The organism is Actinophytocola sp. (genome assembly GCF_035634895.1).
Taxonomy (GTDB): domain Bacteria; phylum Actinomycetota; class Actinomycetes; order Mycobacteriales; family Pseudonocardiaceae; genus Actinophytocola.
This window is the reverse complement of record NZ_DASQCC010000082.1, coordinates 1-24,983: the sequence shown is the minus strand read 5'-3', so window position 1 is coordinate 24,983 and position 24,983 is coordinate 1. Positions and strand designations below refer to the sequence as shown.

At 71.7% G+C, this 24,983-nt stretch carries 21 protein-coding genes; 12 read left to right on the top strand and 9 right to left on the bottom strand.

What is annotated here, in order from left to right:
- Positions 1–18: 18 nt before the first annotated feature.
- The gene (locus tag VET29_RS11330; RefSeq protein ID WP_324918869.1) at positions 19–525 is read left to right on the top strand and encodes a hypothetical protein; all 507 of its coding nucleotides are present in this window, start codon (positions 19–21) and stop codon (positions 523–525) included.
- Here VET29_RS11330 and VET29_RS11325 read toward each other — a convergent pair.
- On the bottom strand, positions 518–1,708 hold the full coding sequence (locus VET29_RS11325; RefSeq protein WP_324918866.1) for an amidase family protein: 1,191 nt from the start codon (positions 1,706–1,708) through the stop codon (positions 518–520). The two genes, VET29_RS11330 and VET29_RS11325, sit on opposite strands and share 8 nt — an antisense overlap.
- Positions 1,701–2,594, bottom strand: a complete 894-nt coding sequence (locus VET29_RS11320; RefSeq protein WP_324918863.1) for a carbon-nitrogen hydrolase family protein — start codon at positions 2,592–2,594, stop codon at positions 1,701–1,703. Before VET29_RS11320 ends, VET29_RS11325 begins: the two co-directional genes overlap by 8 nt.
- A gap of 14 nt (positions 2,595–2,608) precedes the next feature.
- On the opposite strand from VET29_RS11320, the gene VET29_RS11315 reads away from it, so the two are divergent.
- From VET29_RS11315 to VET29_RS11300, 4 genes are all read left to right on the top strand, one after another.
- Positions 2,609–2,956, top strand: coding sequence for a TraR/DksA family transcriptional regulator (locus VET29_RS11315; RefSeq protein WP_324918860.1), 348 nt, complete (start codon positions 2,609–2,611; stop codon positions 2,954–2,956).
- Between the two features lie 146 nt (positions 2,957–3,102).
- Entirely contained in the window at positions 3,103–3,702 is a 600-nt protein-coding gene (locus VET29_RS11310; RefSeq protein ID WP_324918857.1) for a M15 family metallopeptidase, read from the top strand.
- Positions 3,699–4,796 (top strand): alanine racemase, encoded by a 1,098-nt coding sequence (gene alr / locus VET29_RS11305; protein WP_324918853.1) that lies wholly within the window; start codon positions 3,699–3,701, stop codon positions 4,794–4,796. Before VET29_RS11310 ends, alr begins: the two co-directional genes overlap by 4 nt.
- Positions 4,793–5,746, top strand: a complete 954-nt coding sequence (locus VET29_RS11300; protein WP_324918850.1) for a D-alanine--D-alanine ligase family protein — start codon at positions 4,793–4,795, stop codon at positions 5,744–5,746. The genes alr and VET29_RS11300 overlap by 4 nt, the downstream gene beginning before the upstream one ends.
- A gap of 3 nt (positions 5,747–5,749) precedes the next feature.
- On the opposite strand, the gene VET29_RS11295 is transcribed toward VET29_RS11300, so the two are convergent.
- Together VET29_RS11295 and VET29_RS11290 are read right to left on the bottom strand one after the other, a co-directional pair.
- Entirely contained in the window at positions 5,750–8,833 is a 3,084-nt protein-coding gene (locus VET29_RS11295; RefSeq protein WP_324918847.1) for a CHAT domain-containing protein, read from the bottom strand.
- 418 nt (positions 8,834–9,251) lie between these two features.
- Positions 9,252–10,424, bottom strand: a complete 1,173-nt coding sequence (locus VET29_RS11290) for an ROK family transcriptional regulator (protein ID WP_324918844.1) — start codon at positions 10,422–10,424, stop codon at positions 9,252–9,254.
- A 97-nt stretch (positions 10,425–10,521) separates the two neighbouring features.
- Between VET29_RS11290 and VET29_RS11285 the strand changes: the two genes are divergently transcribed.
- From VET29_RS11285 to VET29_RS11275, 3 genes are read left to right on the top strand one after another with little or no spacing between them, the layout of a single operon-like run.
- Entirely contained in the window at positions 10,522–11,571 is a 1,050-nt protein-coding gene (locus VET29_RS11285; RefSeq protein ID WP_324918841.1) for a sugar ABC transporter substrate-binding protein, read from the top strand.
- A complete protein-coding gene (locus VET29_RS11280) occupies positions 11,568–12,290 on the top strand; it encodes an ATP-binding cassette domain-containing protein (RefSeq protein ID WP_414636481.1) in 723 nt (240 codons plus the stop codon). The genes VET29_RS11285 and VET29_RS11280 overlap by 4 nt, the downstream gene beginning before the upstream one ends.
- On the top strand, positions 12,287–13,459 hold the full coding sequence (locus VET29_RS11275; RefSeq protein ID WP_324918838.1) for a sugar ABC transporter permease: 1,173 nt from the start codon (positions 12,287–12,289) through the stop codon (positions 13,457–13,459). The genes VET29_RS11280 and VET29_RS11275 overlap by 4 nt, the downstream gene beginning before the upstream one ends.
- Here the strand turns inward: VET29_RS11275 and VET29_RS11270 are convergent.
- Entirely contained in the window at positions 13,451–14,290 is an 840-nt protein-coding gene (locus tag VET29_RS11270) for an LLM class F420-dependent oxidoreductase (protein WP_324918835.1), read from the bottom strand. The genes VET29_RS11275 and VET29_RS11270 overlap by 9 nt on opposite strands.
- Positions 14,291–14,508: 218 nt before the next feature.
- Here VET29_RS11270 and VET29_RS11265 point away from each other — a divergent pair, with 218 nt between their 5' ends.
- Together VET29_RS11265 and VET29_RS11260 are read left to right on the top strand one after the other, a co-directional pair.
- Positions 14,509–17,154: a glycoside hydrolase family 2 protein gene (locus tag VET29_RS11265; RefSeq protein ID WP_324918832.1), complete on the top strand. Its 2,646-nt coding sequence runs from the start codon at positions 14,509–14,511 to the stop codon at positions 17,152–17,154.
- A 169-nt stretch (positions 17,155–17,323) separates the two neighbouring features.
- On the top strand, positions 17,324–19,162 hold the full coding sequence (locus tag VET29_RS11260) for a glycoside hydrolase family 5 protein (protein ID WP_324918829.1): 1,839 nt from the start codon (positions 17,324–17,326) through the stop codon (positions 19,160–19,162).
- A 63-nt stretch (positions 19,163–19,225) separates the two neighbouring features.
- On the opposite strand, the gene katG is transcribed toward VET29_RS11260, so the two are convergent.
- Entirely contained in the window at positions 19,226–21,460 is a 2,235-nt protein-coding gene (gene katG, locus VET29_RS11255) for a catalase/peroxidase HPI (protein WP_324918826.1), read from the bottom strand.
- Positions 21,453–21,926, bottom strand: coding sequence for a Fur family transcriptional regulator (locus VET29_RS11250; RefSeq protein ID WP_324918823.1), 474 nt, complete (start codon positions 21,924–21,926; stop codon positions 21,453–21,455). The genes katG and VET29_RS11250 overlap by 8 nt, the downstream gene beginning before the upstream one ends.
- 375 nt (positions 21,927–22,301) lie before the next feature.
- Between VET29_RS11250 and VET29_RS11245 the strand changes: the two genes are divergently transcribed.
- The gene (locus tag VET29_RS11245; protein WP_324918820.1) at positions 22,302–23,585 is read left to right on the top strand and encodes an MGH1-like glycoside hydrolase domain-containing protein; all 1,284 of its coding nucleotides are present in this window, start codon (positions 22,302–22,304) and stop codon (positions 23,583–23,585) included.
- Here the strand turns inward: VET29_RS11245 and VET29_RS11240 are convergent.
- Positions 23,572–24,069, bottom strand: coding sequence for an FBP domain-containing protein (locus tag VET29_RS11240; RefSeq protein WP_324918817.1), 498 nt, complete (start codon positions 24,067–24,069; stop codon positions 23,572–23,574). The genes VET29_RS11245 and VET29_RS11240 overlap by 14 nt on opposite strands.
- A gap of 53 nt (positions 24,070–24,122) precedes the next feature.
- Between VET29_RS11240 and VET29_RS11235 the strand changes: the two genes are divergently transcribed.
- Positions 24,123–24,686, top strand: a complete 564-nt coding sequence (locus VET29_RS11235; RefSeq protein WP_324918815.1) for a TetR/AcrR family transcriptional regulator — start codon at positions 24,123–24,125, stop codon at positions 24,684–24,686.
- Between the two features lie 30 nt (positions 24,687–24,716).
- On the opposite strand, the gene VET29_RS11230 is transcribed toward VET29_RS11235, so the two are convergent.
- A partial coding sequence (locus tag VET29_RS11230) for a cellulose binding domain-containing protein (RefSeq protein WP_324918813.1) occupies positions 24,717–24,983 on the bottom strand: 267 nt, incomplete at its 5' end.

Sequence of the window (24,983 nt, the reverse complement as noted above, 5' to 3'; positions counted from 1 at the left end):
CCGTGAAGGAAGCGCGAGATGATCCGCAGAGCACTGGTTGTCGTCGCGGCGCTGGTCTGCACCGTCCTGCTCGGCACCACCCCGGCCTGGGCCCACGGTGGCCCGATAGCGATCGAGGCCCACGGCGACGGCGGCCGTGGCATCACCGCCACCGTCGTGTACACACGCGACGGCCACTACGTCAACGTCCAGGTGGACATGGCGTACACGGCCGTGTCGGCCGCCGGCAGGACCGTCGGCCCGTTCCCGATGACCGCGTCCAACGAGGGCCGGGGCTTCTACGTGAGCGAGACACCGCTCCCGGTCGGCGAGTGGACGGTGACGGTCGCGGCGACCCATCCGTCCGCGGCGACGAAGACGGTGTCCGTCAAGGCGGCCGACCTGCCGCCGGTGGGTGGGACCACCCCGCCGGCCCCGGCGGGCCTTCCGACGGCGACCCTGGTGGCGATCCCGGTCGCGCTGGCGGTCGTGGCGCTGGCGGTCGGTTTCCTGCTGCGCAGGCGCCGGCACGCCCGGCTCACGTGAGCAGTGGCCAGATCTCGGCGGCCACCGCCAGCAGCCGGTCGTCGTCGCCGGGCGGGGACGAGAGGAGGATGCTGCCGCGCAGGCCGTCCGGCAGGGTGCCGTGGGGCAGGGCCACGCCCGGCAGTCCGAAGTAGCTCAACAACGTCGTCGTGCGCAGTGCCCGGCGGTTCGCCGCCGCCATCACGTCCAGGTCCGCGAGCAGCGGGGCCACCGGTGGCGCCGGGTCGCGGACGGTCGGGCACAGCAGTACCGCGCCGGCCAGCTCCTCGACCAGCCGCGCCGTCAGCCTGGCCCGTGCCTGCCTCACCACCGGCTCGCCCGCGCCGTTGAAGTCGGCCAACCTGCGCAGCACCAACGGGTCCACGTCGTTGGGCTCGGTCAGGAAGTGACCGTGCTGCCGGTAGGCCTCGGCGACGGCCAGCGAGCCGTGGCTGTCCATCAGGTACTGCGCCTCGACCAGTGCCGGCAGTGGCCGGCGCTCGACGGGCCGGTCCAGTGCGGACAGTGTGTTCTCGAAGGCCTCGCGGACGTCCGGGTCGCAGTCGTCGAGGACCTCGCCGGTCGGGACCACGAACCGGGCCCGTGTCGTGGGCAGCGTGGGCAGCGCGGGCCGGGTGCCCCGCAGCCACGCGTCGGCCTGGACCGCGGCCGCGACGTCGTGGGTCAACACGCCGATCGTGTCCAGGCTCGGGGCGAGGGGCAGCATGCCGGTGCGGTCGTAGCGGTCGATGCTGGCCTTGAACCCGACGAGGCCGCAGAAGGCGGCCGGCACCCGCACCGAACCCGAGGTGTCCGTGCCGACCGCGAGGTCGACGATCCCGGCCGCGACCGCGACGGCGGAGCCCGAGGAGGAACCGCCCGGGATCCGGTCGGGGGCCAGCGGGTTGACCGGGTTGCCGAAGTGCGGGTTCAGCCCGAGCCCGGAGAAGGCGAACTCGCTCTGGTTCGTCTTGCCCACGCACACCGTGTGCTTCGCGAGGTTCCGCACGATGGGCGCGTCCTCTGTGGCCACCGGCGCGTTCCGGCGGGACGCGGAGCCGTTGGTGCTGCGGGTGCCCGCGACGTCGAAGAGGTCCTTCCAGGCGACCAGGGGTCCCTCGCCGTGCGCGAGGTCCGGGGTGACGGTGATGAACGCGGTGGACTCGGCGGCTCGCCGGAGTGCCTCCTCGACGCGGTCAGACACGGGGCGCCGCCTGGGCCGTGGTCAGCTGGAAGAGGTCCGGTCGGGCGTAGTGACCGGAGACGTCGAGGTCCAGGTAGGCGCCGTCGAGCAGGCCGAGGTCGACGTCGGCCTCCAGCACGTCCTCCCGGTCGAACACCGGACCCGCCAGCAGGGTGCCGAAGGGGTCGACGACGCAGCTGCCGCCCCGGATGACGACCGGGTCCTCGGTCGGGAGGCCGTCGGTCGGGAAGTCGTCGGGGTAGTCGGCCCGCACGGCGAACTGCGTGGCCGAGAGCACGAAGCAACGCCCTTCCACGGCGATGTGGCGCATGGTCGGCGCCCAGGTGTCGCGGCAGTCGACGGTGGGCGCGCAGTACAGCTCGACGCCCTGGCGGTACAGCTCGGCGCGGTAGAGGGGCATGTAGTTCTCCCAGCAGATCGCCATGCCGACCCGGCCGAGGTCGGTGTCGATCACGGCGACGTCGGAGGCGTCGCCCCGGCCCCAGATGAGTCGTTCGGTGCCGGTGGGGAGGAGCTTGCGGTGGTGGCCGAGCAGGGTGCCGTCCGGGGCGATGAGGAGGGCGGCGCAGTAGAGCGTGTGCCCGGCCCGCTCGATCACCCCGACGACGACGTGCGTGTTCCGCGCGGCGACCGCCCGGCGGATGGGGTCGAAGTCGTCGACCGCGGCACGCCGGTACCGGGCGAAGAGCGCTCGCCCTTCGTCGGTGCGCCCGCCGACGGTGGCGCCGAAGGTCGTGCCCTTGGGGTAACCACCGATGAACGCCTCGGGAAGGACCACGAGCTCGGCGTCGGTCCTGGCGAGCAGTGCCTCGAAGCGGCGGAGCGTCTCCGGTGGGTCGAACAGGCGGGGCGCGGCCTGCACGACCGCGACGCGACGGGTCGTCATGGTCCAATGGAAGCATGACCGACCCACCCGTCCGGCTGGCCGAGAGGCGGACGGAGACGCTGCACCTGATCGAGACGCTGAGCCGCCAGCTCGACGGCATCATCGAGTCGTCGACCCACACGGCCAACGACGACGAGCACGACCCGGAGGGCGTGACCATCGCCTACGAGCGTGCGCAGGTCGCGGGCCTGCTCGATCAGGCCCGCACCGAGCTGCGGGCACTGGACACGGCGGCGGACCGGCTGGCGGCGGGCACCTACGGAGTCTGCGAGCGCTGCGGCGGCCCGATCGCACCGGAACGCCTGGACGCGCTGCCCGCCACCACCACGTGCATCACCTGCGCCAACCGCCGCTCCCGCTGACTTCCCTGACCGCCGCGAACCCCGGTCGGTCGTCGAGGTTCTCGGCCGATCGGCCAGTACGCACGCGGTAGAACCGGCCGATCGGCCGGTTTCCTAGTCCTTCCGGACGAGCCGGACCACCGTCGGCCGTCCCTAGCATCCCGGCCATGACGATCTTGCTCGCCGACCCTGTCGTGCACGCGGTTCGGGTGCGTGACAACGGTGACCCGCTTGTCCCCCTGCCATTCGCGCCAGAGGTGCGGGTGCGCGCGGGCCTGGCCGACCGACTGACCGACGCGCGCAGGGCGCTCCCGGCCGGTATCGCCCTCCGGGTCATCGAGGGCCACCGCAGCCTGGCCGACCAGCAGGCCATCATCGACGACTACACCCGCGAGCTGCGCCACCTGCACCCCGAGGCCGACGAGCCCGAGCTCACCCGCCTCTACAGCCGCTTCGTCGCCCCGGTCGCCGTCGCGCCCCACGTCGCCGGGGCCGCCGTCGACCTCACCCTCGTCGACGGTTCCGGCGCCGACCTCTGGATGGGCACCCCCGTCGACGCCACGCCGGAACAGAGCGCCGGCGCGTGCTGGTTCGACGCCGAGGTCGACTGGACCGCGCGCCGGAACCGGACGATCCTCGCGGAGGCGATGACGGGCGCCGGGCTCGTCAACTACCCCACCGAGTGGTGGCACTGGTCCTACGGCGACCGCTACTGGGCCCTGCTGACCAACGCCGACCACGCCCTCTACGGCCCGGTCGACGCATGAACGGGCTCGCCACCAGGATCGACGCGCCGACCCTGGAGATCGACCTCTCGGCCGTCGCCGCCAACACCCGGCGGTTCGTCGCGGCCGCCCAGCGCCAGGTGCTGGCCGTCGTCAAGGCCGACGGGTTCGGCCACGGGCTCGCCGACGTCGCCAGGACCGCGCTCGCCGGCGGCGCCACCTGGCTCGGGGTCACCTCCATCGCCGAGGGCGTCGCCGTCCGCGAGGCCGGCATCGACGCACCGGTCCTCAGCTGGCTCAACCCGGCGGACGCCGACGTCGGCCGGACCGCCGTCCGCTACGGCATCGACCTCGGCGTGCCCAGCCTGCGACACCTCGAGGCGGCGCCGGGCGCGCGGATCCACCTCCACCTCGACACCGGCATGGCCCGCGACGGCGCCGCGCCGGACGACTGGCGTGAGCTCGTGGCCGCCGCCCGCCAGGCCGAGCACACCAGGGGCGTCACGGTCGTCGGCGTGATGGGCCACCTCGCCCGCGCCGCCGAACCCGGCCACCGCGAGAACGCGCTCGGCCGCCTGGCGCTGCTCCGCGGTGTCGAGCTGGCCCGGCGGGCGGGGCTTCGCCCCACGATCCGTCATCTCGCCGCCACCGCCGCCACGCTGACCGACCCCGCCACGCACCTCGACATGGTCCGGATCGGCGCCGGGCTCGTCGGCATCGACCCGTCCGGCACCACGCGGCTGCGGCCCGCGCTGCGGCTCGTCGCGCCCGTGGTCCAGGTCCGCCGGGTGGCCGCGGGCGTCGGCGTCGGCTACGGGCACACCCACGTCACCGACCACCCGACCACCCTCGCACTGCTGCCGGTCGGGTACGCCGACGGTCTCCCCCGCGCCGCGTCCAGGCAGGCCGAGGTGCTGGTGGCGGGCAGGCGCCGGCCGGTCGTCGGGACGATCTCGATGGACCAGACCGTGGTGGACCTCGGCGACGACCCTGGCGAGCCGGGCGCGGAGGCGGTGATCTTCGGACCGGGTGACGGCGGTGAGCCGACCGTCGAGGACTGGGCGGGGTGGGCGGACACCATCCCGCACGAGATCGTGACCGGCATCGGTCACCGAGTACGCCGGAGCGTGCGATGAACGGGATCCGGGTGGCCGTGGTCGGCGGCGGCCAGAACTGCGAACACGACGTCTCCCTCGCCTCCGCGGCCTCCGTGTGCGCGGCCCTCGACCCGGCGCGGTACGAGGCCGTCCCGCTGACCATCGGCCGGGACGGCACGTGGCTGGGCGCGGACGGCCGTCCGCTCGGCTGGTCGCCGGCCGACAGCCTCGCCGGCGCGCTCCGGCACCTCGCCACCTGTCGGGTCGTGCTGCCGATGGTGCACGGACCCCGGGGCGAGGACGGCACGCTCGCCGCGCTCTGCGAGCTGGCCGGCGTGCCCTACGCCGGGTCGCCGGTGCGGGCCGGCGCGCTCGCCATGGACAAGTGGGCGACCAAGCTCGTGGCCGAGGCCGTCGGCGTGCGTACCGCTGCCGGCCGCCTGGTCACCGACGCGTCGGCCGTGGTCTTCGACGGGCCCGTCGTGGTCAAGCCGGTCGCCGCCGGGTCGAGCTTCGGCGTGTGCCTGGTCCGGACCGAGGACGAGCTGGAGCCGGCACTGCGGGCGGCACTGGACCTGGACGACCGGGTGCTGGTCGAGGAGGTCCTCACCGGGCGGGAGATCGACGTCGCCGTGCTCGACGACCCGGACGAGGGGCGCCGGGTGGGGCCGCCGCTGGAGATCGTGGTCGGCGCCGGGCTGTTCGACACCGCGACCAAGTACGACGGGAGCGCGGAGTTCGTGATCCCGGCCCGGCTGACCGACACCGAACGCAAGGCGCTGGGCGACGCGGCCCTGAGCGTCTACGACGCGCTCGGGTGCCGAGGCCTCGCCCGGGTCGACTTCTTCCTGACCGCGGACGGACCGGTGCTCAACGAGGTCAACACGATGCCGGGCATGACCGCCGCCTCGCAGGTGCCCAAGATGTTCGCCGCCGGCGGGCTGGCCTACCCCGACCTGCTGGACCGGCTCATCCGCGCGGCGCTGTGAGCCTCAGATCCCCGAGTGGATGTGGGCGGCCCAGAACGACGGCCGCTTCGGATAGCGGTCGCGGGCGCGGCGGATGGTCTCGTGCAGTGCCAGCGCCGCGTTCCGCGACCCGGCGAAGTGCGCGTAGAAGTCCTCGGCGATGCTCAGCGCGACGGGGTCCATGATCGTCCACAGGGTGGCGATGACGTTGGCATAGCCGGCCAGCTGGAACGCGCCCGCGAGGTGGATGGCCTCGTCGGCGAGCCGCGCGGTGGTGCGTGCGGTGTCGCACGCCGACAGGTAGGCCAGCTCGGCGGTGAGGTCGAGGCGTGCGATGTCCCGGACCGTCAACGGGTTGTCGGCGTGGTCGTGGAGCAGCATCCTGCCGCGGGACGGGTTCGCGGGGTCGCTCACGCCGTGGCAGGCGAAGTGCGCGACCGTGTGCCGCGGCAGCTCCGCGAGCACCCGCGCACGGGTCGCGTCGGCGCCGACGACCGTGGTCACGTCGGCGAAGGTGCGTGTGAGCAGGTCGTGTTCCTGTTGTGCGCCAGGCAGTTCCGGTGCGCGCGGGGTCCGGGGCAGCGCGACGACGAGCGCGCTGGGCGCCGGCATGGCCCTGGCGCGGTGGTGGCGCAGGTTGCCCACGGTCGGCGTGTACGACGAGACGACCCGGTCCAGGACGCTGCGCCGGGACCGGTCGCGGTGGTACCCCGCCGCGTGCAGGGGCAGGAAGACCAGCGGGCCGGTCGGCGACCACCAGATCCGCGGCCACTGACCGCCCGGCTGGCCGGTGTGCCCGAGCGCGGTGAGCACGGGTTCGGCGACGGTGTCCCACAGCCATTCCAGCTGACCCGCGATCGTGTCCTGTGCCTGCTGGCGCTCGGCGTCCGTGGCCGTGTCGCGGTGGCCGGTCTCCAGCGCGGCGAGGAAGGTCCGGGCCTGCTCCCGCACGACCTCCTTGGTGACCGCGAGCCCGACGACCCGGACACCCTGCGAGGTCAGGAGCAGGGCGTCGCAGCGGAACTCGCTGACGTTGAGCCAGACGACCGGCCCCTCGACCGCCTCCGCCGCGAGGTCGGCGGCGGGCACCGGGGTCAGGAACCCCTCGAAGCCCGGCAGGCGACGGACCTCGATGACGAGCGCGTCGAACTCGTCGGACAGCTCGCGCTTCGTCTCGATGGCCCGGCGCAGGAACTCGTACCGCTCCGCCAGGTCCGGCGCCACGGCACGCAGGTCGGTCACGTCGGTGCGGGTCGCCAGCGCCTGGGACAGCAGCACGCCGCGTCCGGCCTCCAGCAGCACCGCGGCCTGTGCGGCGTCGCCGTTCGCCAGCGCGCACGCCGCGGCGTCGCAGGCCAGCCCTTCGAGGACGCCGAGCCGGTGCTCCTGGGCGTCCCTGGCCAGCTGGCGGGACGCCACGACCGGCAGCCAGCGCACCGCGATGTCGTAGCAGTACACGGCACCCGGCCAGTTGCCGGTGATCGCGTTGAGCCCGCCAAGGTACCGCGCGGCGTCGGTCCGCACGGAGGGCGCGACGCCGGCGGCCCGGTGCACCTCGGCGAACGCCTGGGCGGCACGCATGCAGTCGTCGACCCGGTCGGTCTCGAGGTACCGGTACGCCAGGGAGTAGCCGAGCACGAACAGCCGCCTCGCGTGCTCCGGGTGTTCGGGCGGGACCAGGGCGACGGCCTCCGACGCCACCGCGACGGCCTGGTCCATGTCGGCGGCGTCCCCGGTGCGCCCGTGCCGTCTTCGCAGCGTGCCGGCGAGGTTGGCGAGGACCAACGACCGGGACGGGTGGTCCCGGTCCGCCAGCGACGCGGCCTCGGCGCCGACCCGGATCGCCTCGTCGAGGTCGGCCGGTGACGCCGTCCGGTCGAAGCGGAGCTGCAGCGCCAGCGACAGGGAGGTCAGGACGTCCGGCCGTTTGACGGCGTCCGCCGCGATCGTCTGCGCCGCCTCGGTGTGCAGGCGGACGGCCTCGTTCAGGTCGGTCGCCGACCGCGTGCGGCCGTGGCGGAGCACCAGCGCGGTCGCGAGGCCGGACAGCACGACCGGCCGGTCGGGGGTGGTGACCTGCAGGGCGGCCACGCTGAACCGGATGGCCTCGTCGAGGTCCGCGAGGGCGTCGGTGTGCTCGAACCGCACCCGCAGCATGGTGCCGAGGTTGACGAGCGCCAGCGTGTGGTTGGGGTCGTGCGGGTCCGTGGCCTGGACCGCCTCGAAGCTGACCCGGATGCCGTCGTCGAGGTGGGGCAGGTCGCGGGTGCGCTGGAACCGGTCGAGCAGCCAGCCGCCCAGCCCGGTCAGCCAGGGGCTGCGCGGGTCCATGGCCACGGCACGGCCGGTGACGCGGATGAGCTCGTCCAGGTCCGCCAGCGAGTCGGTGTGCCGGAACCGCCGCTCCAGGGCCTCCGCGAGTTTGTACAGGTTCTCCGGCTGGTCGCGGTCGTCGCGTGGCGTGCTGTAGACGACCCAGTGCAGCGCCCGGAGCAGGCTGTCCAGGTCCCGCTCGACGGGCGGGCTGGCCCGCAGGGTGGTCAGCAGGTCGGCGAGGATGTCGCGGTCGTCGGGACACGCGTCGACGGCCCGGGCGCCGGCCCGGATCGCCGCGTCCAGGTCGGCGAGGTCGCCGCTCCGGTGGTAGCGGGCACGCAGTGCACTGCCCAGCCCGGACAGGATCCTCGGACGGACGGGGTGGTCGGGCGGGGCCTTCGCGGCGGCGGCCTGCGCGACGTCGATGCCCTCGTCCAGGTGCGTGAGGTCGTCGGACCACATGTACCGGGCCCAGAGGGCGTTGATGAGGCTGTTGTAGTTGTCGAACCTGGCGGGCTCATACCACGGCGTGGCCCGCACGGCCTCCGCACCGGCCTCGAGCGCGGCGACGAGGTCCGTGGGGTTGCCGGTCCGCTCGTACCGCCAGCGCAACGCGACCCCGAGGTCGGCGAGGTACCGCCACCGCGCGGGATCCTCGGCCGGCGCGCCGTCGAGCAGGTCCCGCAGACACAACACCGCCTCGTCCACCGCACGCGGGTCACCGGTCCGATGAGCCTGGCCCATGAGCTCCCGCGCCAGCTCATAACCCTCCACCGGACGCCGCTCCCACATGGTTGCCCATCATCTCGGTTCAACACCGGCCCCGTCTCGCATCCAGCCAAACGGTTTTCGTGTCGACGTTCCACCACCCCGCGAGTCCCGCACCCACACACACTGAGTCCCGCGTCCACACACCCCGAGTCCCGCGTTCGCGCGCACCGAGTTGCGGTTTCGTGCACACCGCGAGTCCCGCGTTCACCCACACCGAGTCCCGCGTTCGTACACACCGAGTCCCGCGTTCACGGGCACCGAGTTGCGGTTTCGTGCAGGTCCTGGCGTGCCGGGCCGGATCTTGGTGTGCACGAAACCGCGACTCGCTATGTCTGAACGCGCGACTCGCTATGTCTGAACGCGGGACTCGCGGTGTTTGAACGCGGGACTCGCGGGCGGCAGGTGGCGGGGGTGGAGGTCAGTCCTCCGGGGGGGTGGGTCAGCCGGAGCGAAGGTCGAACAGGTGGTCCCGGGCCACGGCCAGGGCCCGGGTGATCGCCCCCTGGAGCACGCCGCTGTCGCCCAGCGTGCTGGCGACGACCTCCGGCCGCAGCGGTCCCAGCTCCTCGATGCGGCCGGTGATCGCCGCGCCCAGCATGTCCAGGTTCCGGCCCACGCCGCCACCCAGGACGACCACCTCCGGGTCCAGGATCGCCGTCACGGCGGTCACCAGCGAGCCGATCCGCCTGCCCTCCGCGGCCACGATCGCCGCGGCCGTCGCGTCGCCGGCCGCGGCCGCGGCGAACACCTCGCGCGCCGAGTCCACCACCATGCCCGCCTCCCGCGCGGCGGCCGCCACGCCCGCGGCCCCGGTGACCGTCTCCGTCGCGCCCCGCTTGCGGCTGTCCTGTGTGGACACCATGCCCTCCGGCGTCGGCACGAACGACACCTCGCCGGCCGCGCCCCGCGCGCCGACGTACAGCTCCCCGTTCAGCACGATCCCCATGCCGACCCCCGTGCCGACCGACACGAACACGAAGTTCGACCGCCCCCGGCCCGCCCCGCTCGCCAGCTCCCCCACCGCGGCCAGGTTCACGTCGTTCTCGATCGCCAGGCCGATCTCCAGCACGGAACGGAGCCGGTCGACCAGGCCCGGCCGTCCCCAGCCCGGCAGGTTCTGCGCGAAGTCCAGGCTCCCGGTCGTCTCGTTCAGCACGCCCGGGCTGCCCACCACCGCGTACGTCACCGCGGACCACGGCAGGTCCGCCTCCGCCGCGGCCTCGTCCGCGAGCCGGCGCACCCGTCTCACCAGGTCGGCCGCCGAGCCGGCCGTGTTGCGGGCGTCCCGCCGGGCGATCAGCTCGCCACGCAGGTCGGCGACCGCCACCCGGATCCAGTCGCGGCCGATGTCGACGCCCGCGACGTGGCCCGCCTGCGCGTTCATGTCGTAGATCGCCGTGGTGGGGCCCGGCCGGCCGCCGACCGCGCCGACCATGACCACGAGCCCGGCCTCCTCGAGACCGCCCAGCGCCGCCGACACCGTGGGCTTCGACAGGCCGGTCGCCCTGGCCAGCTCGGTACGCGACGCCGGACCGTGCTCCCGCAACCGGTCCAGCAGCAGCCGCTCGTTCATGGTCCGCAGCAGCCGCGGCGTGCCCGTCTGGCCCCGCATCCGGTCTCCGTCCGTCGGCTATGGACATGCCATCGTTAGTAAACTACCTTTCTTACCATTCCGAAGCGACCCGTACGAGCCACCGGGGTGACGCGAAATGCACCGACTACGGCACGCCCTCGCCGCGCTGCTGCTGCTCCTGCCGCTGGCGGCCTGCGGCGGCACCGACTCGGGCGACTCCGACAAGACGACCATCGCGTTGTTCCTGCCGGAGTCCAAGACCACCCGGTACGAGGCCTTCGACAAGCCGCTCTTCGAGGCGAAGGTCAAGAAGCTCTGCCCGGACTGCGAGGTGCTGTACTCCAACGCCGACCAGGACGCCGCCAAGCAGCAGAGCCAGGTCGAGTCCGCGCTCACCCAGGGCGCCGACGTGCTCGTGCTCGACGCGGTCGACGCCGCGGCCGCCGCTCCCCTGGTCAACCAGGCCAAGCAGCGGAACGTCCCGGTGATCGCCTACGACCGGCTGATCTCCGGGATCTCCTACGAGTACTACGTGTCCTTCGACAACGTGCGGGTCGGCGAGGTCCAGGGCAAGGCCCTGCTCGACGAGGTGACCAGGCGCGGCAAGACCGGCAAGGTCGTCATGCTGAACGGCTCGCCGACCGACCCCAGCTCGGCCGACTACAAGAAGGGCGCGCACCAGGCCCTCGACGGCAAGATCGACATCGGTCGCGAGTACGACACGCCGGACTGGAGCCCGGACAAGGCGCAGCAGGAGATGGAGGAGGCCGTCACCTCGCTCGGCCGGGACTCGATCGTCGGCGTGTACTCCGCGAACGACGGCATGGCCTCCGGCGCCGTCGCCGCCATGAAGCGCGCCGGCTACCCGACACTGCCGCCGATCACCGGGCAGGACGCCGAACTCGCCGCCGTACAACGGATCCTGACCGGCGAGCAGACCATGACCGTCTACCTGGACATCCGCGCGCAGGCGGAGAAGTCCGCGGAGCTCGCGGTCGCGCTGGCCAAGCACGAGAAGCCGTCGACACCGACGAAGGTCGGAGACATCCCGGCGTTCCTGCTCGACCCGATCGCGGTCGACAAGGACAGCATCAAGGACACGATCGTGAAGGACGGCTTCTACACGGTCGACCAGATCTGTACTCCCGAGGTGGCCGCGGCCTGCGCGGAGGCCGGACTGAAGTGACGCTCGAAGCCCTGGAGATCACCAAGACCTACGGCGCGGTACGGGCACTCGACGGCGCGCACCTGAGCGTTCGGGCCGGTGAGGTCGTCGCGCTCGTCGGGGACAACGGCGCCGGAAAGTCCACTCTGGTCAAGGTGATCTCCGGCGCCGTCCAGCCCGACAAGGGCGTGATCTCGTTCCTCGGCGAGCCGGCGCGGATCCACCGGCCCTCGGACGCGCAGGCGCTCGGCATCACGACGGTGTTCCAGGACCTCGCGCTGTGCGAGAACCTCGACGTGGTCGCGAACCTCTTCCTTGGCGTGGAGAAGCGGTCCTGGAGCGTGCTCGGCGAGTTGACCATGGAACGGACGGCACGCGACCTCCTGTCGTCGCTGGACGTGCGGATCCCGGACGTGCGTGCGCCGGTCGCGCTGCTGTCCGGCGGGCAGCGCCAGTCGGTCGCCATCGCGCGGGCGCTGCTCGGCGAGCCGAAGATGGTGATCCTCGACGAGCCGACCGCCGCGCTCGGGGTCGAGCAGACCGCGCAGGTCCTCGACCTGATCAGGAGGCTGCGAGACCGCGGGCTCGCGGTGCTGCTGATCTCGCACAACCTCGTCGACGTCCGTGCGGTGAGCGACCGGATCGCGGTGCTGCGGCTGGGCAGGAACGTCGCCGACCTCGAGACGGCGACCGCGTCGCAGGAACAGATCGTCGCCGCCATCACGGGAGCCGAACTGTGAACGATTTGGTTGGTGTCGCGCGGGACCGGGTCCGGCGAGGCGACCTCGGCTCGGTGCCGGTCGCGGTCGGGCTCGTGCTGATCGCGGTCGTGTTCTCGTCGCTGAACCCGCACTTCCTGTCCGCGGAGAACCTGACCAACCTGGCACTGCAGATGGCGGCCACCGGCACCATCTCGCTCGGCATCATCATGGTGCTGCTGCTCGGCGAGATCGACCTGTCCGCGGGGTCGGTCAGCGGGCTGTGCGCGGTCGTGATGACGTTGCTGTACGTGCGGTCGTCGTGGCCGCCGGTGGTCTCCGTGCTGGTCGCGCTCGTGGCGGTCGCGCTCATCGGCGTGCTGCACGGGGTGATGCGGACCGCGCTCGCGATGCCGTCCTTCGTCGTGACGCTGGCCGGACTGATTGGCTGGCAAGGACTTCTGCTGTACCTGCTGGGCTCGGAGGGCACGATCAACCTGCCGTTCGACCACGGGATCGCGACGCTGTCCGACACGTGGCTGCCGGCGTGGCTCGGCTGGTTGGTCGTCGTGCTGCTGGCGGGCGTGCACCTGGCGGCGGGGTTGGTCGTGCGGGCCAGGCGGATCCGCGTCGCACTGCCGGCGACCGCGTTGTGGTGGGTGGCCCTGCGCTCGGCCGGGCTCGCGGTGCTGCTGGCGGTCGCGGTGGCGGTGCTGAACTCCGACCGCGGCGTGCCGCTGACGCTGATCATCTTCGGTGGCCTGGTGATCGTGGTGGACCTCGTGCTGCGGCGGACCGTGTTCGGGCGCCGGATGTTCGCGGTCGGCGGCAACGCGGAGGCCGCGCGGCGGGCGGGGATCAACGTGACCGCGGTGCGGATCCTGGCGTTCGTGGCGGCGTCCGTGCTCGCCGGGGCCGGCGGGATCCTGGCGGCGTCGCGGCTGGCGGCGGTGAACCAGAGCTCGGGCGGCAGCGACATCCTCCTGATGGCGATCGCCGCGGCGGTGATCGGCGGGACCAGCCTGTTCGGCGGCCGTGGGCGGGCACACGCCGCGCTGCTGGGGATCCTGGTGATCCAGTCGATCACCAACGGGATGCTGCTGCTGAACGTGAACTCGGCCGTGCGGTTCATGGTCACCGCGGCCGTCCTGGCGGTGTCGGTGGCGGTGGACTCACTGGCGCGGCGCGGCGCGACGGCGGGTCTACATTAGACGGTCGGCCATCTTGGCGATGAACGCGAGCACGGCGTCCTCGTCGGTGTCGGGGAGGCCGATGACGACCTCGTCGACGCCGAGGGACGCGAGGTGCTCGACCCGCGCGGGGTCGGCCCGCCCGCCGAGCGCGACGATGTAGGGCTTGTTCTCGCGGCCGGCCGCCTGCCAGTGCTTGTTGAGGAGCTTGATCTGGTCGTCGAGTTCGGTCTCAGCGGGGTTGGTGAGCCAGCCGTCGGCGTTGGCGGCGATCCAGGTGAGGGTCCGCTCGGTGCCGGTGGCGCCGGCGAGGACCGGCAGGTGCCGCTGGACGGGCTTCGGGTAGGCCCAGCTGTCACCGAAGTTGACGAAGCGGCCCTCGTAGGAGGCGACGTCCTCGGTCCAGAGGGCACGCATGGCCTCGACGTACTCGCGCAGCGCCGTGTACCGGAACTTGCCGGGAATGCCGTGGTCGGCGAGCTCGTCGGTGTTCCAGCCGAAGCCGGCGCCGAGGGTGACGCGGCCACCGGAGAGGAAGTCGAGGGTGGCGATGGTCTTGGCGAGGGTGATCGGGTCCGACTCGACCGGCAGCGCGACGGCGGTGCCGAGCCGGATCGTGGTGGTGACGGCGGCCGCCATGGCGAGGGCGACCCAGGGGTCGAGGGTGCGCAGGTAGCGGTCGTCGGGCAGGTCGGCGGTGCCGGTGCGCGGATGCGCGGCGTCGCGACGGACGGGAATGTGCGTGTGCTCGGGGACGTAGAAGGAGTGGAAGCCGGCGTGTTCGGCCGCCTTGGCGCAGGTGGCGGGGGTGATGCCCCGATCGCTCGTGAACAGCACGATCCCGAACTTCATGCGCGCCCCTAAACTAGAACGTGTTCTAGTCGACGATAGCATCCGGGTCGCGGAGGTGGTGGCCATCGCGAGACGACTCCTGCCCGAAGCGCCGCTGGAGTGGGCGCGCCTGGAGCGCTATCATGATTGGTTAGGAAGGTTGCTTAACCATTCCCTGTCGGGCGGGTTACGTCGCACCTAGGAGGCGCGCCCCTGTGAAACCCCGTATCCCCCTGCGTATGCTCGCCGTCACCGCGCTGGCGGCCGCGGTCTGTGGCGTGACGGTCTCCCCCGCCGCCACCGCCGCGGTGCACATCGGCGCCAGAGCCGGTACGGCGACGGCGATTCCCGGGTTCCTCATCCAGAGCTCGTCCCAGGTGAGCGACGACGCCGCGGTGTCGCGGCCGGGCTTCTCCACCACCGGCTGGTACCCGGTCACCGCACGGTCCACCGTCTACGCCGGCCTGCTGCGCAACGGCGAGTACCCGGATCCCTTCTACTCCACCAGAATGCGCGACGTCCCCAAGTCCCGCTTCCAGGTTCCCTGGTGGTACCGCGCGGACCTGAGCCTCGACAGCACCGACCAGCGCACCTACCTCGACTTCAGCGGCGTGCTCTCCAAGGCCGACGTCTGGCTCAACGGCACCAGGATCGCCACCAGGGACGACGTCAACGGCGCCTACACCCGCCACGAGCTCGACGTCACCGCCCAGGTCCACCAGGGTGTCAACAGCGTCGCGTTCAAGGTGTACCCCAACGATCCCAACAAGGACCTTTCCATGGGGTGGATCGACTGGGCCCAGACCCCGCCCGACCAGAACATGGGCATCGTGCGGGACGTGCTCGTCCGGCGCGGCGGGCCGGTCGCCCTGCGCGGCGCGCACGTGGTCACCAGGCTGAACTCCGCGCTGAGCCACGTCGACCTGACCGTGAAGGCGGACGTGCGCAACGACTCGGCCGGCGCGGTCTCGACCGTCGTCTCGGGCACGGTCGCGGGCCGGGCGATCAGCCAGACGGTCTCCCTGGCCGCCAGGGAGAAGAAGACCGTCACGTTCGGTGCGGTCGGCGTGGACGACCCGAACGTCTGGTGGCCGGCCGGCATGGGCGCGCAGCCGCTGTACGACCTCGATCTCGGCGCGGCCGTCGACGGCACCGCGTCGGACGCCTCGCACACGAGGTTCGGCGTCCGGACCGTCACGGCGAAGCTCAACTCCAGCGGCGGCCGGTCGTACACGATCAACGGGCGCCCGCTGCTGGTCAAGGGCGGCGGCTGGTCGCCGGACCTGTTCCTGCGCTGGAACGCCACCTACGCGTCCGACAAGCTCAAGTACGTCAAGGACCTCGGGCTCAACACCGTGCGCCTGGAGGGCCACATCGAGCCGGACGAGTTCTTCGACCTGGCCGACCGGTACGGCGTGCTCACCCTCCCGGGCTGGGAATGCTGTGACAAGTGGGAAGGCCAGGTCAACGGCGACGAGAACGGCGATGAGTGGACCGCGGCGGACTACCCGATCGCCAAGGCGTCCATGACCGCCGAGGCCGAGCGGCTGCGCAACCACCCGAGCGTGATCTCCTTCCTCATCGGCAGCGACTTCGCGCCGGACGCCACCATCGAGAAGAACTACCTGGACGCGCTCAGCGCGGCCGACTGGCCGGTGCCGGTGGTGCCGGCGGCCTCCGCGAGCTCCTCGCCGCAGCTCGGCGACTCGGGCATGAAGATGAACGGCCCGTACGACTGGATCCCGCCGAACTACTGGTACGACAAGGCACACGAGGACGGCGGCGGCGCGTGGAGCTTCAACTCCGAGACCAGCGCCGGGCCGGACATCCCGACCATGGACACGCTCAACCGGATGATGTCGCCGACCGAGCTGAACACGTTGTGGAGCAACTACTCCGCGGCCCAGTACCACCGGTCGCAGTCGTCGACGTTCGGCAACATCAAGCTGTTCGGCGACGCGCTGACCGGCCGGTACGGCAGGCCGTCGAACCTGACGGACTTCGTGCGCAAGGCACAGCTGGCGCAGTACGAGAACGTGCGTGCGGAGTTCGAGTCGCACAACCGCGACTTCACCGACGGTTCGGACCCGTCGACGGGGTTGATCTACTGGATGCTCAACAGCGGCTGGACCTCCCTGCACTGGCAGCTGTTCGACTATTACCTCGACCAGAACGGCGCGTACTACGGGGCGAAGAAGGCAGGCGAGCCGCTGCACATCCAGTACTCGTACGACAACAGGTCGGTCGTGGTCGTCAACCAGAACCACGCCGCGGCGAGCGGCCTGACCGCGGTCGTGAAGCTGTACAACCTGGACGGCACGGAGAAGTTCACGCAGACCAGGACCGGGCTGTCGGTCGGCGGCGACGGGGCGAAGGCCACGGCGCTGACGATCCCGTCGGTCAGCGGGCTGTCCACGACGTACCTGGCGAAGCTGGTGCTCACCGACGCGTCCGGGCGTGAGGTCAGCCGGAACGTGTACTGGCTGTCGACGAAGTCCGACGTGCTCGACTGGGACAGCAGCGACTGGTACTACACGCCCACCACCGCGTACGCGGACCTGAAGGGCCTGTCCGGGATGGCACAGGTGAGCGTGGGTACGACCGCGACGTCGGTGAACGGCGCGGACGGCACCACGACCACGACGGTGACACTGCGAAACACGTCGTCGGGCAAGGTGCCGGCGTTCTACCTGGACGTGCACGTGGTCGGCGCGGGCGGCGCACCGGTGCTGCCGATCCAGTGGAACGACAACGCGGTCAGCCTCTGGCCGGGCGAGTCGACCACGCTGACGGCGAAGTACCGCACGGCCGACCTGAACGGCTCGGCGCCGTCGGTCCGGGTGGCCGGCTGGAACACCGGGACACAGACGGTCGGGGTCCGGTAGGCCGGACACCGTCGACGCGATCGCTGCCGGCCACCACGTTTCCGCGTGGTGGCCGGCAGTCCCGGCGTGCCCTCGGCGTCGGCAAGCCGCTGGCATACGCGAAGAATGGGAATCTCCGACCGGGCCGGGACGCTGGCCCGCGGCGGGGTCGGCTGGTTACGGTCCAGACGTGAGGATCACTGTCGCGCTGCTCACCGTCGTGCTGGCCGCCGGGATCGTCGTGCCGTCGGCCGCGAGTGCCGAGGATCCGGGCACCACCTGGGTCGGTCCCCTGAGCACCCGGGGACGCTACATCGTCGACGCCAACGGTGATCGGTTCAAGCTCAGGGCCGGGAACTGGCATGGCGCGAGCGGCACCTGGAACGGCTCGGGCGACATCGCCGACCCGGCCAACCACCACGCCGGCGAGCTGGCCTACCAGACCCCGCTCGGCCTGGACCGCGCGTCGATCGACACGATCATCGACGGGTTCGCCGAGCTGGGGCTCAACAGCGTGCGACTCCAGTTCTCCAACCAGATGATCCACGACACCACGCCGGTGCCGGACCTGCCCGCCAACCCCGAACTGCACGGCAGGACGCCGCTCCAGGTGTACGACCGGGTCGTGGAACGGCTGACCGCGCGCGGGTTCGCGGTGATCCTCAACAACCACACGAACACCTCGCGGTGGTGCTGCGGGCTGGACGGCAACGAGCGCTGGAACACCAGCCAGAGCGAGCAGCAGTGGCAGGACGACTGGCTGTTCATGGCCCGCCGGTACGCGGCCAACAAGCGGGTCGTCGGCGCGGACCTGTACAACGAGGTGCGCCGCAACACGTTCGACGACCCGAACTGGGGCTGGGGCAACAACACCGACTGGCAGCGGGCGAGCCAGCAGGTCGGCGACCGGATCCTGACCGAGGCCAACCCGGACCTGCTGATCATCGTGGAAGGGATCAACTGGTACGGCATCCCCGCCGACGGTCTGCCGCACGGCCGGCCGACGCTGGAGCCGGTGCGCACGCTGTCGCACACGCTCGTCGACTCCGGGAAGCTCGTCTACTCCGCGCACTTCTACGGCTACACGGGCCCGAACCACTCGGGCGCGACGGGTGTCGGCGAGACGCACGACCCGCGCTACCAGGACATGAGCCCGCAGGAGCTGCGGGACGTGTTGTACCGGCAGGCGTTCTACGTCTCCGCGGAGACCGGGCAGCACTTCACGGCGCCGCTGTGGATCAGTGAGTTCGGCGTGGGGCGGGAAAGCGACCAGAAGGCGCGTGCCTGGTTCGAGACCTTTGTGGACTACCTCGTCCAGACCGACGCCGACTTCGCCTACTGGCCGCTCGTCGGCTTTCACAACAACCGGGCCGGCGACGGCTGGGCGCTGCTGGCGTGGGACGCCGCCGGGAACCGGATGAGCGTGAACGACGGCGACGACTGGCGGGCGAACGCATGGCACCGCCTGGTCACCGCGCCGGGCCGGACCGGCCAGGTCCCGGTCGCCGACCGCTGGTCGATGCTGAACCTCGACTACGCGGACTTCCAGGAGTCCCGCGCGGTGCGGGCGATGCCGGACTGGAACCCGGGCGCGCGCAAGGGCGCCTGCCCGGACGGCCAGCGGGTGATCGGCCTGAGCCACACCGGGAACCGCGGGCTGTGCACGGGTTCCTGGGCCAGGCCTAGCGGGTACGTCATCGTGCGCGACGAGTCCTATGTGGACAACGACTGGGCGTCCGGGTACACCAAGGCGCAGTGCCCGCCGGACCACTTCCTCGCCGGCTACAGCGTGACCGGCGCGGCGTTCTCCGCCGCGCTGTGCGGGAGATCGGCGACCCCGTTGGGCCGCAACGGAAGGACCGTGTGGTTCGACCGCGGCGACAACCGTCCGGCCGGCAACCCGGGCGGCGAGTTCGCCTACGGCAACTACAAGGGCCAGTGCGCGGTGAACGAGTACGTCGCGGGGGTGGCCTACACCGGCCGGATCGGGTCCCGGAAGACACCGGACGCGATCCTCTGCCGGTCCTAGACGCGAAAGGGCGCCTTCCCCGGTGTACGGCGGAAGGCGCCCTTTCAACGTGCTACGACCAGATCAGGCGACGTCGTACCGGTCCAGGTTCATGACCTTGTCGAACGCGGCCACGAAGTCGTGGACGAACTTCTCCTTCGCGTCGTCGCTGGCGTAGACCTCGGCGACGGCCCGCAGCTCGGAGTTCGAGCCGAAGACGAGGTCGACGCGGGTGCCCGTCCACACGACCTCGCCGGTCGAGCGGGAGCGGCCCTCGAAGGACTCGTTGTCGCCGTTGGTCGGCGTCCACTCCGTGTCCATGTCGAGCAGGTTCACGAAGAAGTCGTTCGTGAGCGACCCGGGCGTCGCGGTCAGCACGCCCTGCTGGGACTGCTGGTAGTTCGCACCGAGCACCCGCAGGCCGCCCACGAGCACGGTCAGCTCCGGCGCGCTCAGGTTCAGCAGGTTCGCCCGGTCGAGCAGCAGGTACTCCGACGGCAGCCGGTTGCCCTTGCCGCGGTAGTTGCGGAACCCGTCGGCCGTCGGCTCCAGCGCGGCGAACGAGTCGGCGTCCGTCTGGTCCTGCGACGCGTCCGTGCGGCCCGGGGTGAACGGGACGTCGACGGGCACACCGGCGGTCCTGGCGGCCTGCTCGACCGCCGCGACGCCGCCCAGCACGATCACGTCGGCCAGCGAGACCTTCTTGCCACCGGTCTGCGCGCTGTTGAACGCCTCCTGGACGCCCTCAAGCGCACGCAGCACCGTCGCCAGGATGTCCGGCTCGTTGACCTCCCAGCCACGCTGGGGCTCCAGCCGGATCCGCGCGCCGTTCGCGCCGCCGCGCTTGTCGCTGACGCGGAACGTCGAGGCCGACGCCCACGCCGTGGACACCAGCTGCGACACCGAAAGGCCCGTCGCCAGGATCTGGGACTTCAGCGCGGCGATGTCCGACGCGTCGACCAGCTCGTGGTCGACGGCGGGCACCGGGTCCTGCCAGAGCAGCGTCTCCCGCGGCACCAGCGGGCCGAGGTAGCGCTGGATCGGGCCCATGTCACGGTGCGTCAGCTTGTACCACGCCCGGGCGAACGCGTCCGCGAACTCCTCCGGGTTCTCGTAGAACCGCCGTGAGATCGGCTCGTATATCGGGTCGAAGCGCAGCGACAGGTCGGTGGTCAGCATTGTCGGTGGGCGGGTCAGCTCACCCGTCTCCGGGTCAGGGACGGTGTTGGCCCCGGCGCCGTCCTTGGCCACCCACTGGTTGGCGCCGGCCGGGCTCTGGGTCAGCTCCCACTCGTACTCGAACAGGTTCTTGAAGAAACCGTTGCTCCAGCGGGTCGGCGTGGCCGTCCAGGTGACCTCGAGACCACTGGTGATCGCGTCGCGGCCCTTGCCGGTGCCGAAGCTGTTCTTCCAGCCGAAGCCCTGCTCCTCGATCGACGCGCCCTCGGGCTCCGCGCCGACGTGCTGGTCGGGGTCGGCCGCGCCGTGGGTCTTGCCGAACGTGTGGCCGCCCGCGATCAGCGCGACGGTCTCCTCGTCGTTCATCGCCATGCGGGCGAACGTCTCGCGGATGTCGCGGGCCGCGGCCAGCGGGTCCGGGTTGCCGTTGGGGCCCTCCGGGTTGACGTAGATGAGGCCCATCTGCACGGCGGCGAGGGGGTTCTCGAGCTCGCGCTCACCGGTGTAGCGGTCGTCGCCCAGCCAGGTGCGCTCGGGACCCCAGTACACGTCCTCGTCGGGCTCCCACACGTCCGCGCGGCCGCCGGCGAAGCCGAAGGTCGTGAAGCCCATGGTCTCCAGGGCACGATTGCCCGCGAAGATCATCAGGTCGGCCCAGGAGATCTTGCGGCCGTACTTCTTCTTGACCGGCCACAGCAGGCGGCGGGCCTTGTCCAGGTTGCCGTTGTCCGGCCAGCTGTTCAGCGGCGCGAACCGCTGCATGCCGGCGCCGGCGCCCCCGCGGCCGTCGTTGATCCGGTACGTGCCGGCGCTGTGCCAGGCCATGCGGATCATGAAGCCGCCGTAGTGGCCGAAGTCGGCGGGCCACCAGTCCTGCGAAGTCGTCAGCACCTCGTCGACGTCGGCCGCCAGCGCGTCGAGGTCGACGCTCTGGAACTCCTTGGCGTAGTCGAGGTCGGCCCGCCAGGGGTCGGAGACGGTGGAGTGCTTGCGCAGGATCGCCAGGTTCAGTCGGTTCGGCCACCAGTCGTGGTTGCTGCCTCCCTCCGTCGGGTGGTTGAAGCGCCCGGACGAGACAGGACACCCACCCGCGCTCTCCTCGTTCATCTCGCCGACTTTGGCGTCCGTGGTGTCAGACACGAGCATTCCTTCCGGGGTCAGACGGAGTTGTGGCAGAACAGTCGGGGCAGGTGCCCCAGTAGACGACCTCGGCCTCGTCGACCACGAAGCCGTGGTCGTCGGACGGGGTCAGGCAGGGCGCGGCACCGACGGCGCAGTCGACGTCGGCGATGGCACCGCACGACCTGCACACGATGTGGTGGTGGTTGTCCCCCACTCGGGCCTCGTAACGCGCCACCGACCCGGCCGGCTCGATGCGCCGCACGAGACCCGTGGCGGTCAGCGCGCGGAGCACGTCGTAGACGGCCTGATGGGAGACGCCGCCGAGACCCGTTCGTACGATATCGATGATCGAATCCGTGTCCACGTGCGGATGGCCGTGCACCGTGGCCAGCACCGCGACCCGAGGACGCGTCACGCGAAGGTCGACTTCGCGCAACATACGCTCGAGTTCCGGGGTCGTGGGCACAGCGGCAGTCTTGCTCATTTTCTGGAATGAATCAAGTTTACGGACGGATCCGGGTGGGCGTGTCACGGCCCTCGGCCGTGTCAACCTGCGGTCGGGGCGACCGCCACGGGCCAGTCTGCCTGGCGGTTCTCACCCCGCGCTGGAGGCTGCGTGGTCGCGGCCGGGAAACCTGGCCGCGACGGACTCGACGATGATCTCGCGCGACGCCCGTGCCCCGGCGACCGGGTCACCCTCGCGGCTGCCGCGACGTCAGCACGCGAGTGCCCGGGTGCGCGTCAGGGCCAGCACCCCAGCACACCAAGATCGGCACGAACCCACAACTCGGCATGCGCGAACGCGCGACTCGCGCGGTGTGCGAACGCGGGACTCGGCATGCGCCGGGATGATGCGGACATGACCCGATTCGAGTCCGATGTGACGACGTGCGACGCCGCGTACACGAAGGCCGTGCGGGACATGGCGGACAGCGTGTCCGGCGGGGCGTTCGTCGCGGGCGAGTCGTGGCCGTCGGTGTGGGTGCGGGACGCCGCCTACGCGATCGACCTCGGCGGAGGGCTGCTGCACCCGGCGGTCGCGTCGGCGACGATGCGCGGCGTGGCGGCGAACGGTGTGTGGGCGCAGGACCGGTGCGCGCACTTCGGCGGCTGGCCCAGGCTGACCGACGCGATCGTCGGCGCGGTCGGCGCCTGGTCGTGCTTTGTCACCACCGGCGACCTGGACTTCCTGCGGTGGAGCCATGACGTGACGCGGGCGAGCCTGGCCAGGGCGGAGCGGGAGGTCTTCGACGGCGGGTTGTTCCGTGGCTGCGCGAGCTTCCTGGAGTCGAACAGCGGCCACCCGCCCCGGTTCGCGTTCCGCGGCCGGGCGGTCGGTGCGACGAAGGCGTTGAGCACCAACGTTCTCCACTACCGCGGGTACGTGCTGGCGGCTCGGTCGGCGCGGCTGCTCGGCGAGGACCCAACACCGTTCGAGACGCGGGCGCGCGCGTTGAAGCAGGCGATCAACGACCGGCTGTGGGTGGCGGACCGCGGCCGGTACGCGTACTACGAGGGCTCGGACCGGTGGGAGGGCCTCGGCAACGCGCTGGCGGTCCTCTGGAAGGTGGCCGACGACGACCAGGCGGCGGCGATCTTCCGCAACGTCACCCCGACACCCCACGGGCTGCCGTGCCTGTGGCCGCCGTACCCGCTGTGGGGACCGTGGCTGGTGCGGGACGAGTACCACTACCACAACGCGACGGTGTGGCCGTTCGTCCAGGGTTACTGGGCGTGGGCGGCGGCCTCGCGCGGGGCGGTGGACGTGTTCGGGGCGGAGCTGGCGAGCCTCGCCGACCTGGCCGGCCGCGCCGGCACCTACCACGAGTTCTACCGTCCCGGCACGGGCCGGCCCGACGGCTCGGCCCGGCAGCTCTGGAGCGCGGCGGGCTTTCTCGCGATGGTCCATCATGGACTGTTCGGTGTCGTCGCCGGGGTGGACGAGATCCGCTTCCGGCCACTGGTTCCCGCCGGGTTCTCCCGGCTGCGGCTGTCCGGGTTCGCCTACCGCGACATGACCCTGGACATCACGATCACCGGCGCGGGCAGCGACATCGGTTCGCTGACGGTCGACGGCCGGCCCGGCGACTCGCTCCCCGCCACGCTGGCGGGCCGGCACGAGGTGGTCATCACGCTGAGGTGACCTTGGCCAGGAACGCGGCCAGGTTGGCCGTGGTGCGCCCGATCTTCTCCGGCAGCGCCAGCGACTCGTGGAGCCGGCTGCCGAAGCCCGCGTCCAACCTGTCACGCAGGTACAGCGAGCAGGCGAGGTCCGCGCACAGGTAAGCGCCGACCGAGTTGCCGTGCTGCCCGCCGCGGCCGGCCTTGCGTGCGGTCATCAGCGAGACGCCGTCGCCCGTGTGGGTGGTCAGGCACAGCGAGCACATGGACCGTCGCGCCTGCCCGGCCGGCGGCGTCGCCCGGCGCAGCGCGACGCCGACGAACCCGTCGCCCTGCTCGGCGACTAGGTACGCCCGCTCCGGCGCGGCGGGGTCCCGCCAGCCGAGGAAGTCCAGGTCGTCCCATGGCCGGCCGGCCAGGTCCCGGGGTACGGCCAACCGCTTCGCCTCGCCCTTGGTGCAGTTGACGAAGGACGAGCGGATGTCGGGTTCGGTCACGGGCCTCATGGGCACTAGCCTAATATCCCTAGGCAAGTACTTATAGATCCTAGGGAGGGTCCATGGTCCGTGCGGGGCTGTCCGCGGAGCGCCTGACCAGGGCGGGCGCGGAGCTGGCCGACGAGGTCGGCTTCGAGAACGTGACCGTCTCCGCACTCGCCCGCCGGTTCGGGGTGAAGGACGCGAGCCTGTACGCGCACCTCCGCAACGCGCGGGACCTGCGGGTCCGGATCGCGTTGCTGGCGCTGGCCGAGCTGGCCGACCGGGTCGCCGACGCGCTGGCCGGCCGTGCCGGCAGGCAGGCACTGGTCGCCTTCGCCGACGCCTACCGCGACTACGCCAGGCAGCACCCCGGGCGGTACGCGGCCGGTCAGCTCCGGCTCGACCCCGAGACCGCGGCGGTGAGCGCGGCTCGCCGCCACTCGGAGATGACCCGCGCGATCCTGCGTGGCTACGACGTGCCCGAGTCCGAGCACGACCACGCGGTCCGGCTGCTGCACAGCACGTTCCACGGCTACGTGAGCCTGGAACGTGCCGGCGGCTTCGACCACTCCGGCGACGTCGAGGCGTCCTGGAGCAGGATCCTGGACGTCCTCGACGGCGCGCTGCGGCACTGGCCGGCGTGACGCGCGAACGGCGCCACGCCGGCCAGTGCGTCAGCCGGTGGTGCAGGTCGGCGTGACCCCGGTGCCGGTTCCGGTGCCCTGGTAGCCGAACTCGATCGACTGCCCCGGGGCGACGGCACCGTTGAAGTCGACGTTGGTGAACTGGACCGCGCCGGTGTCGCCGCTGCGGTTGGCGTTCCACGCGCTGGTGACCACGGCACCCGAGGGCAGGGTCACCGCCACCGTCCAGCCGTCGACCCGAGTGCTTCCGGCCGTGACGCGCATCGTGGTGACGAAGCCGCCGTTCCACTGGTTGAT

What these genes read in the sequence shown, in the direction of transcription:
- VET29_RS11330 (WP_324918869.1), top strand. Translation starts at nt 19, where the DNA reads ATGATCCGCAGAGCACTGGTTGTCGTCGCGGCGCTGGTCTGCACCGTC.
- VET29_RS11320 (WP_324918863.1), bottom strand. Translation starts at nt 2,594, where the DNA reads ATGACGACCCGTCGCGTCGCGGTCGTGCAGGCCGCGCCCCGCCTGTTC.
- VET29_RS11315 (WP_324918860.1), top strand. Translation starts at nt 2,609, where the DNA reads ATGACCGACCCACCCGTCCGGCTGGCCGAGAGGCGGACGGAGACGCTG.
- VET29_RS11310 (WP_324918857.1), top strand. Translation starts at nt 3,103, where the DNA reads ATGACGATCTTGCTCGCCGACCCTGTCGTGCACGCGGTTCGGGTGCGT.
- alr (WP_324918853.1), top strand. Translation starts at nt 3,699, where the DNA reads ATGAACGGGCTCGCCACCAGGATCGACGCGCCGACCCTGGAGATCGAC.
- VET29_RS11300 (WP_324918850.1), top strand. Translation starts at nt 4,793, where the DNA reads ATGAACGGGATCCGGGTGGCCGTGGTCGGCGGCGGCCAGAACTGCGAA.
- VET29_RS11295 (WP_324918847.1), bottom strand. Translation starts at nt 8,833, where the DNA reads ATGTGGGAGCGGCGTCCGGTGGAGGGTTATGAGCTGGCGCGGGAGCTC.
- VET29_RS11290 (WP_324918844.1), bottom strand. Translation starts at nt 10,424, where the DNA reads ATGCGGGGCCAGACGGGCACGCCGCGGCTGCTGCGGACCATGAACGAG.
- VET29_RS11285 (WP_324918841.1), top strand. Translation starts at nt 10,522, where the DNA reads ATGCACCGACTACGGCACGCCCTCGCCGCGCTGCTGCTGCTCCTGCCG.
- VET29_RS11270 (WP_324918835.1), bottom strand. Translation starts at nt 14,290, where the DNA reads ATGAAGTTCGGGATCGTGCTGTTCACGAGCGATCGGGGCATCACCCCC.
- VET29_RS11265 (WP_324918832.1), top strand. Translation starts at nt 14,509, where the DNA reads ATGCTCGCCGTCACCGCGCTGGCGGCCGCGGTCTGTGGCGTGACGGTC.
- VET29_RS11250 (WP_324918823.1), bottom strand. Translation starts at nt 21,926, where the DNA reads ATGAGCAAGACTGCCGCTGTGCCCACGACCCCGGAACTCGAGCGTATG.
- VET29_RS11245 (WP_324918820.1), top strand. Translation starts at nt 22,302, where the DNA reads ATGACCCGATTCGAGTCCGATGTGACGACGTGCGACGCCGCGTACACG.
- VET29_RS11240 (WP_324918817.1), bottom strand. Translation starts at nt 24,069, where the DNA reads ATGAGGCCCGTGACCGAACCCGACATCCGCTCGTCCTTCGTCAACTGC.
- VET29_RS11235 (WP_324918815.1), top strand. Translation starts at nt 24,123, where the DNA reads ATGGTCCGTGCGGGGCTGTCCGCGGAGCGCCTGACCAGGGCGGGCGCG.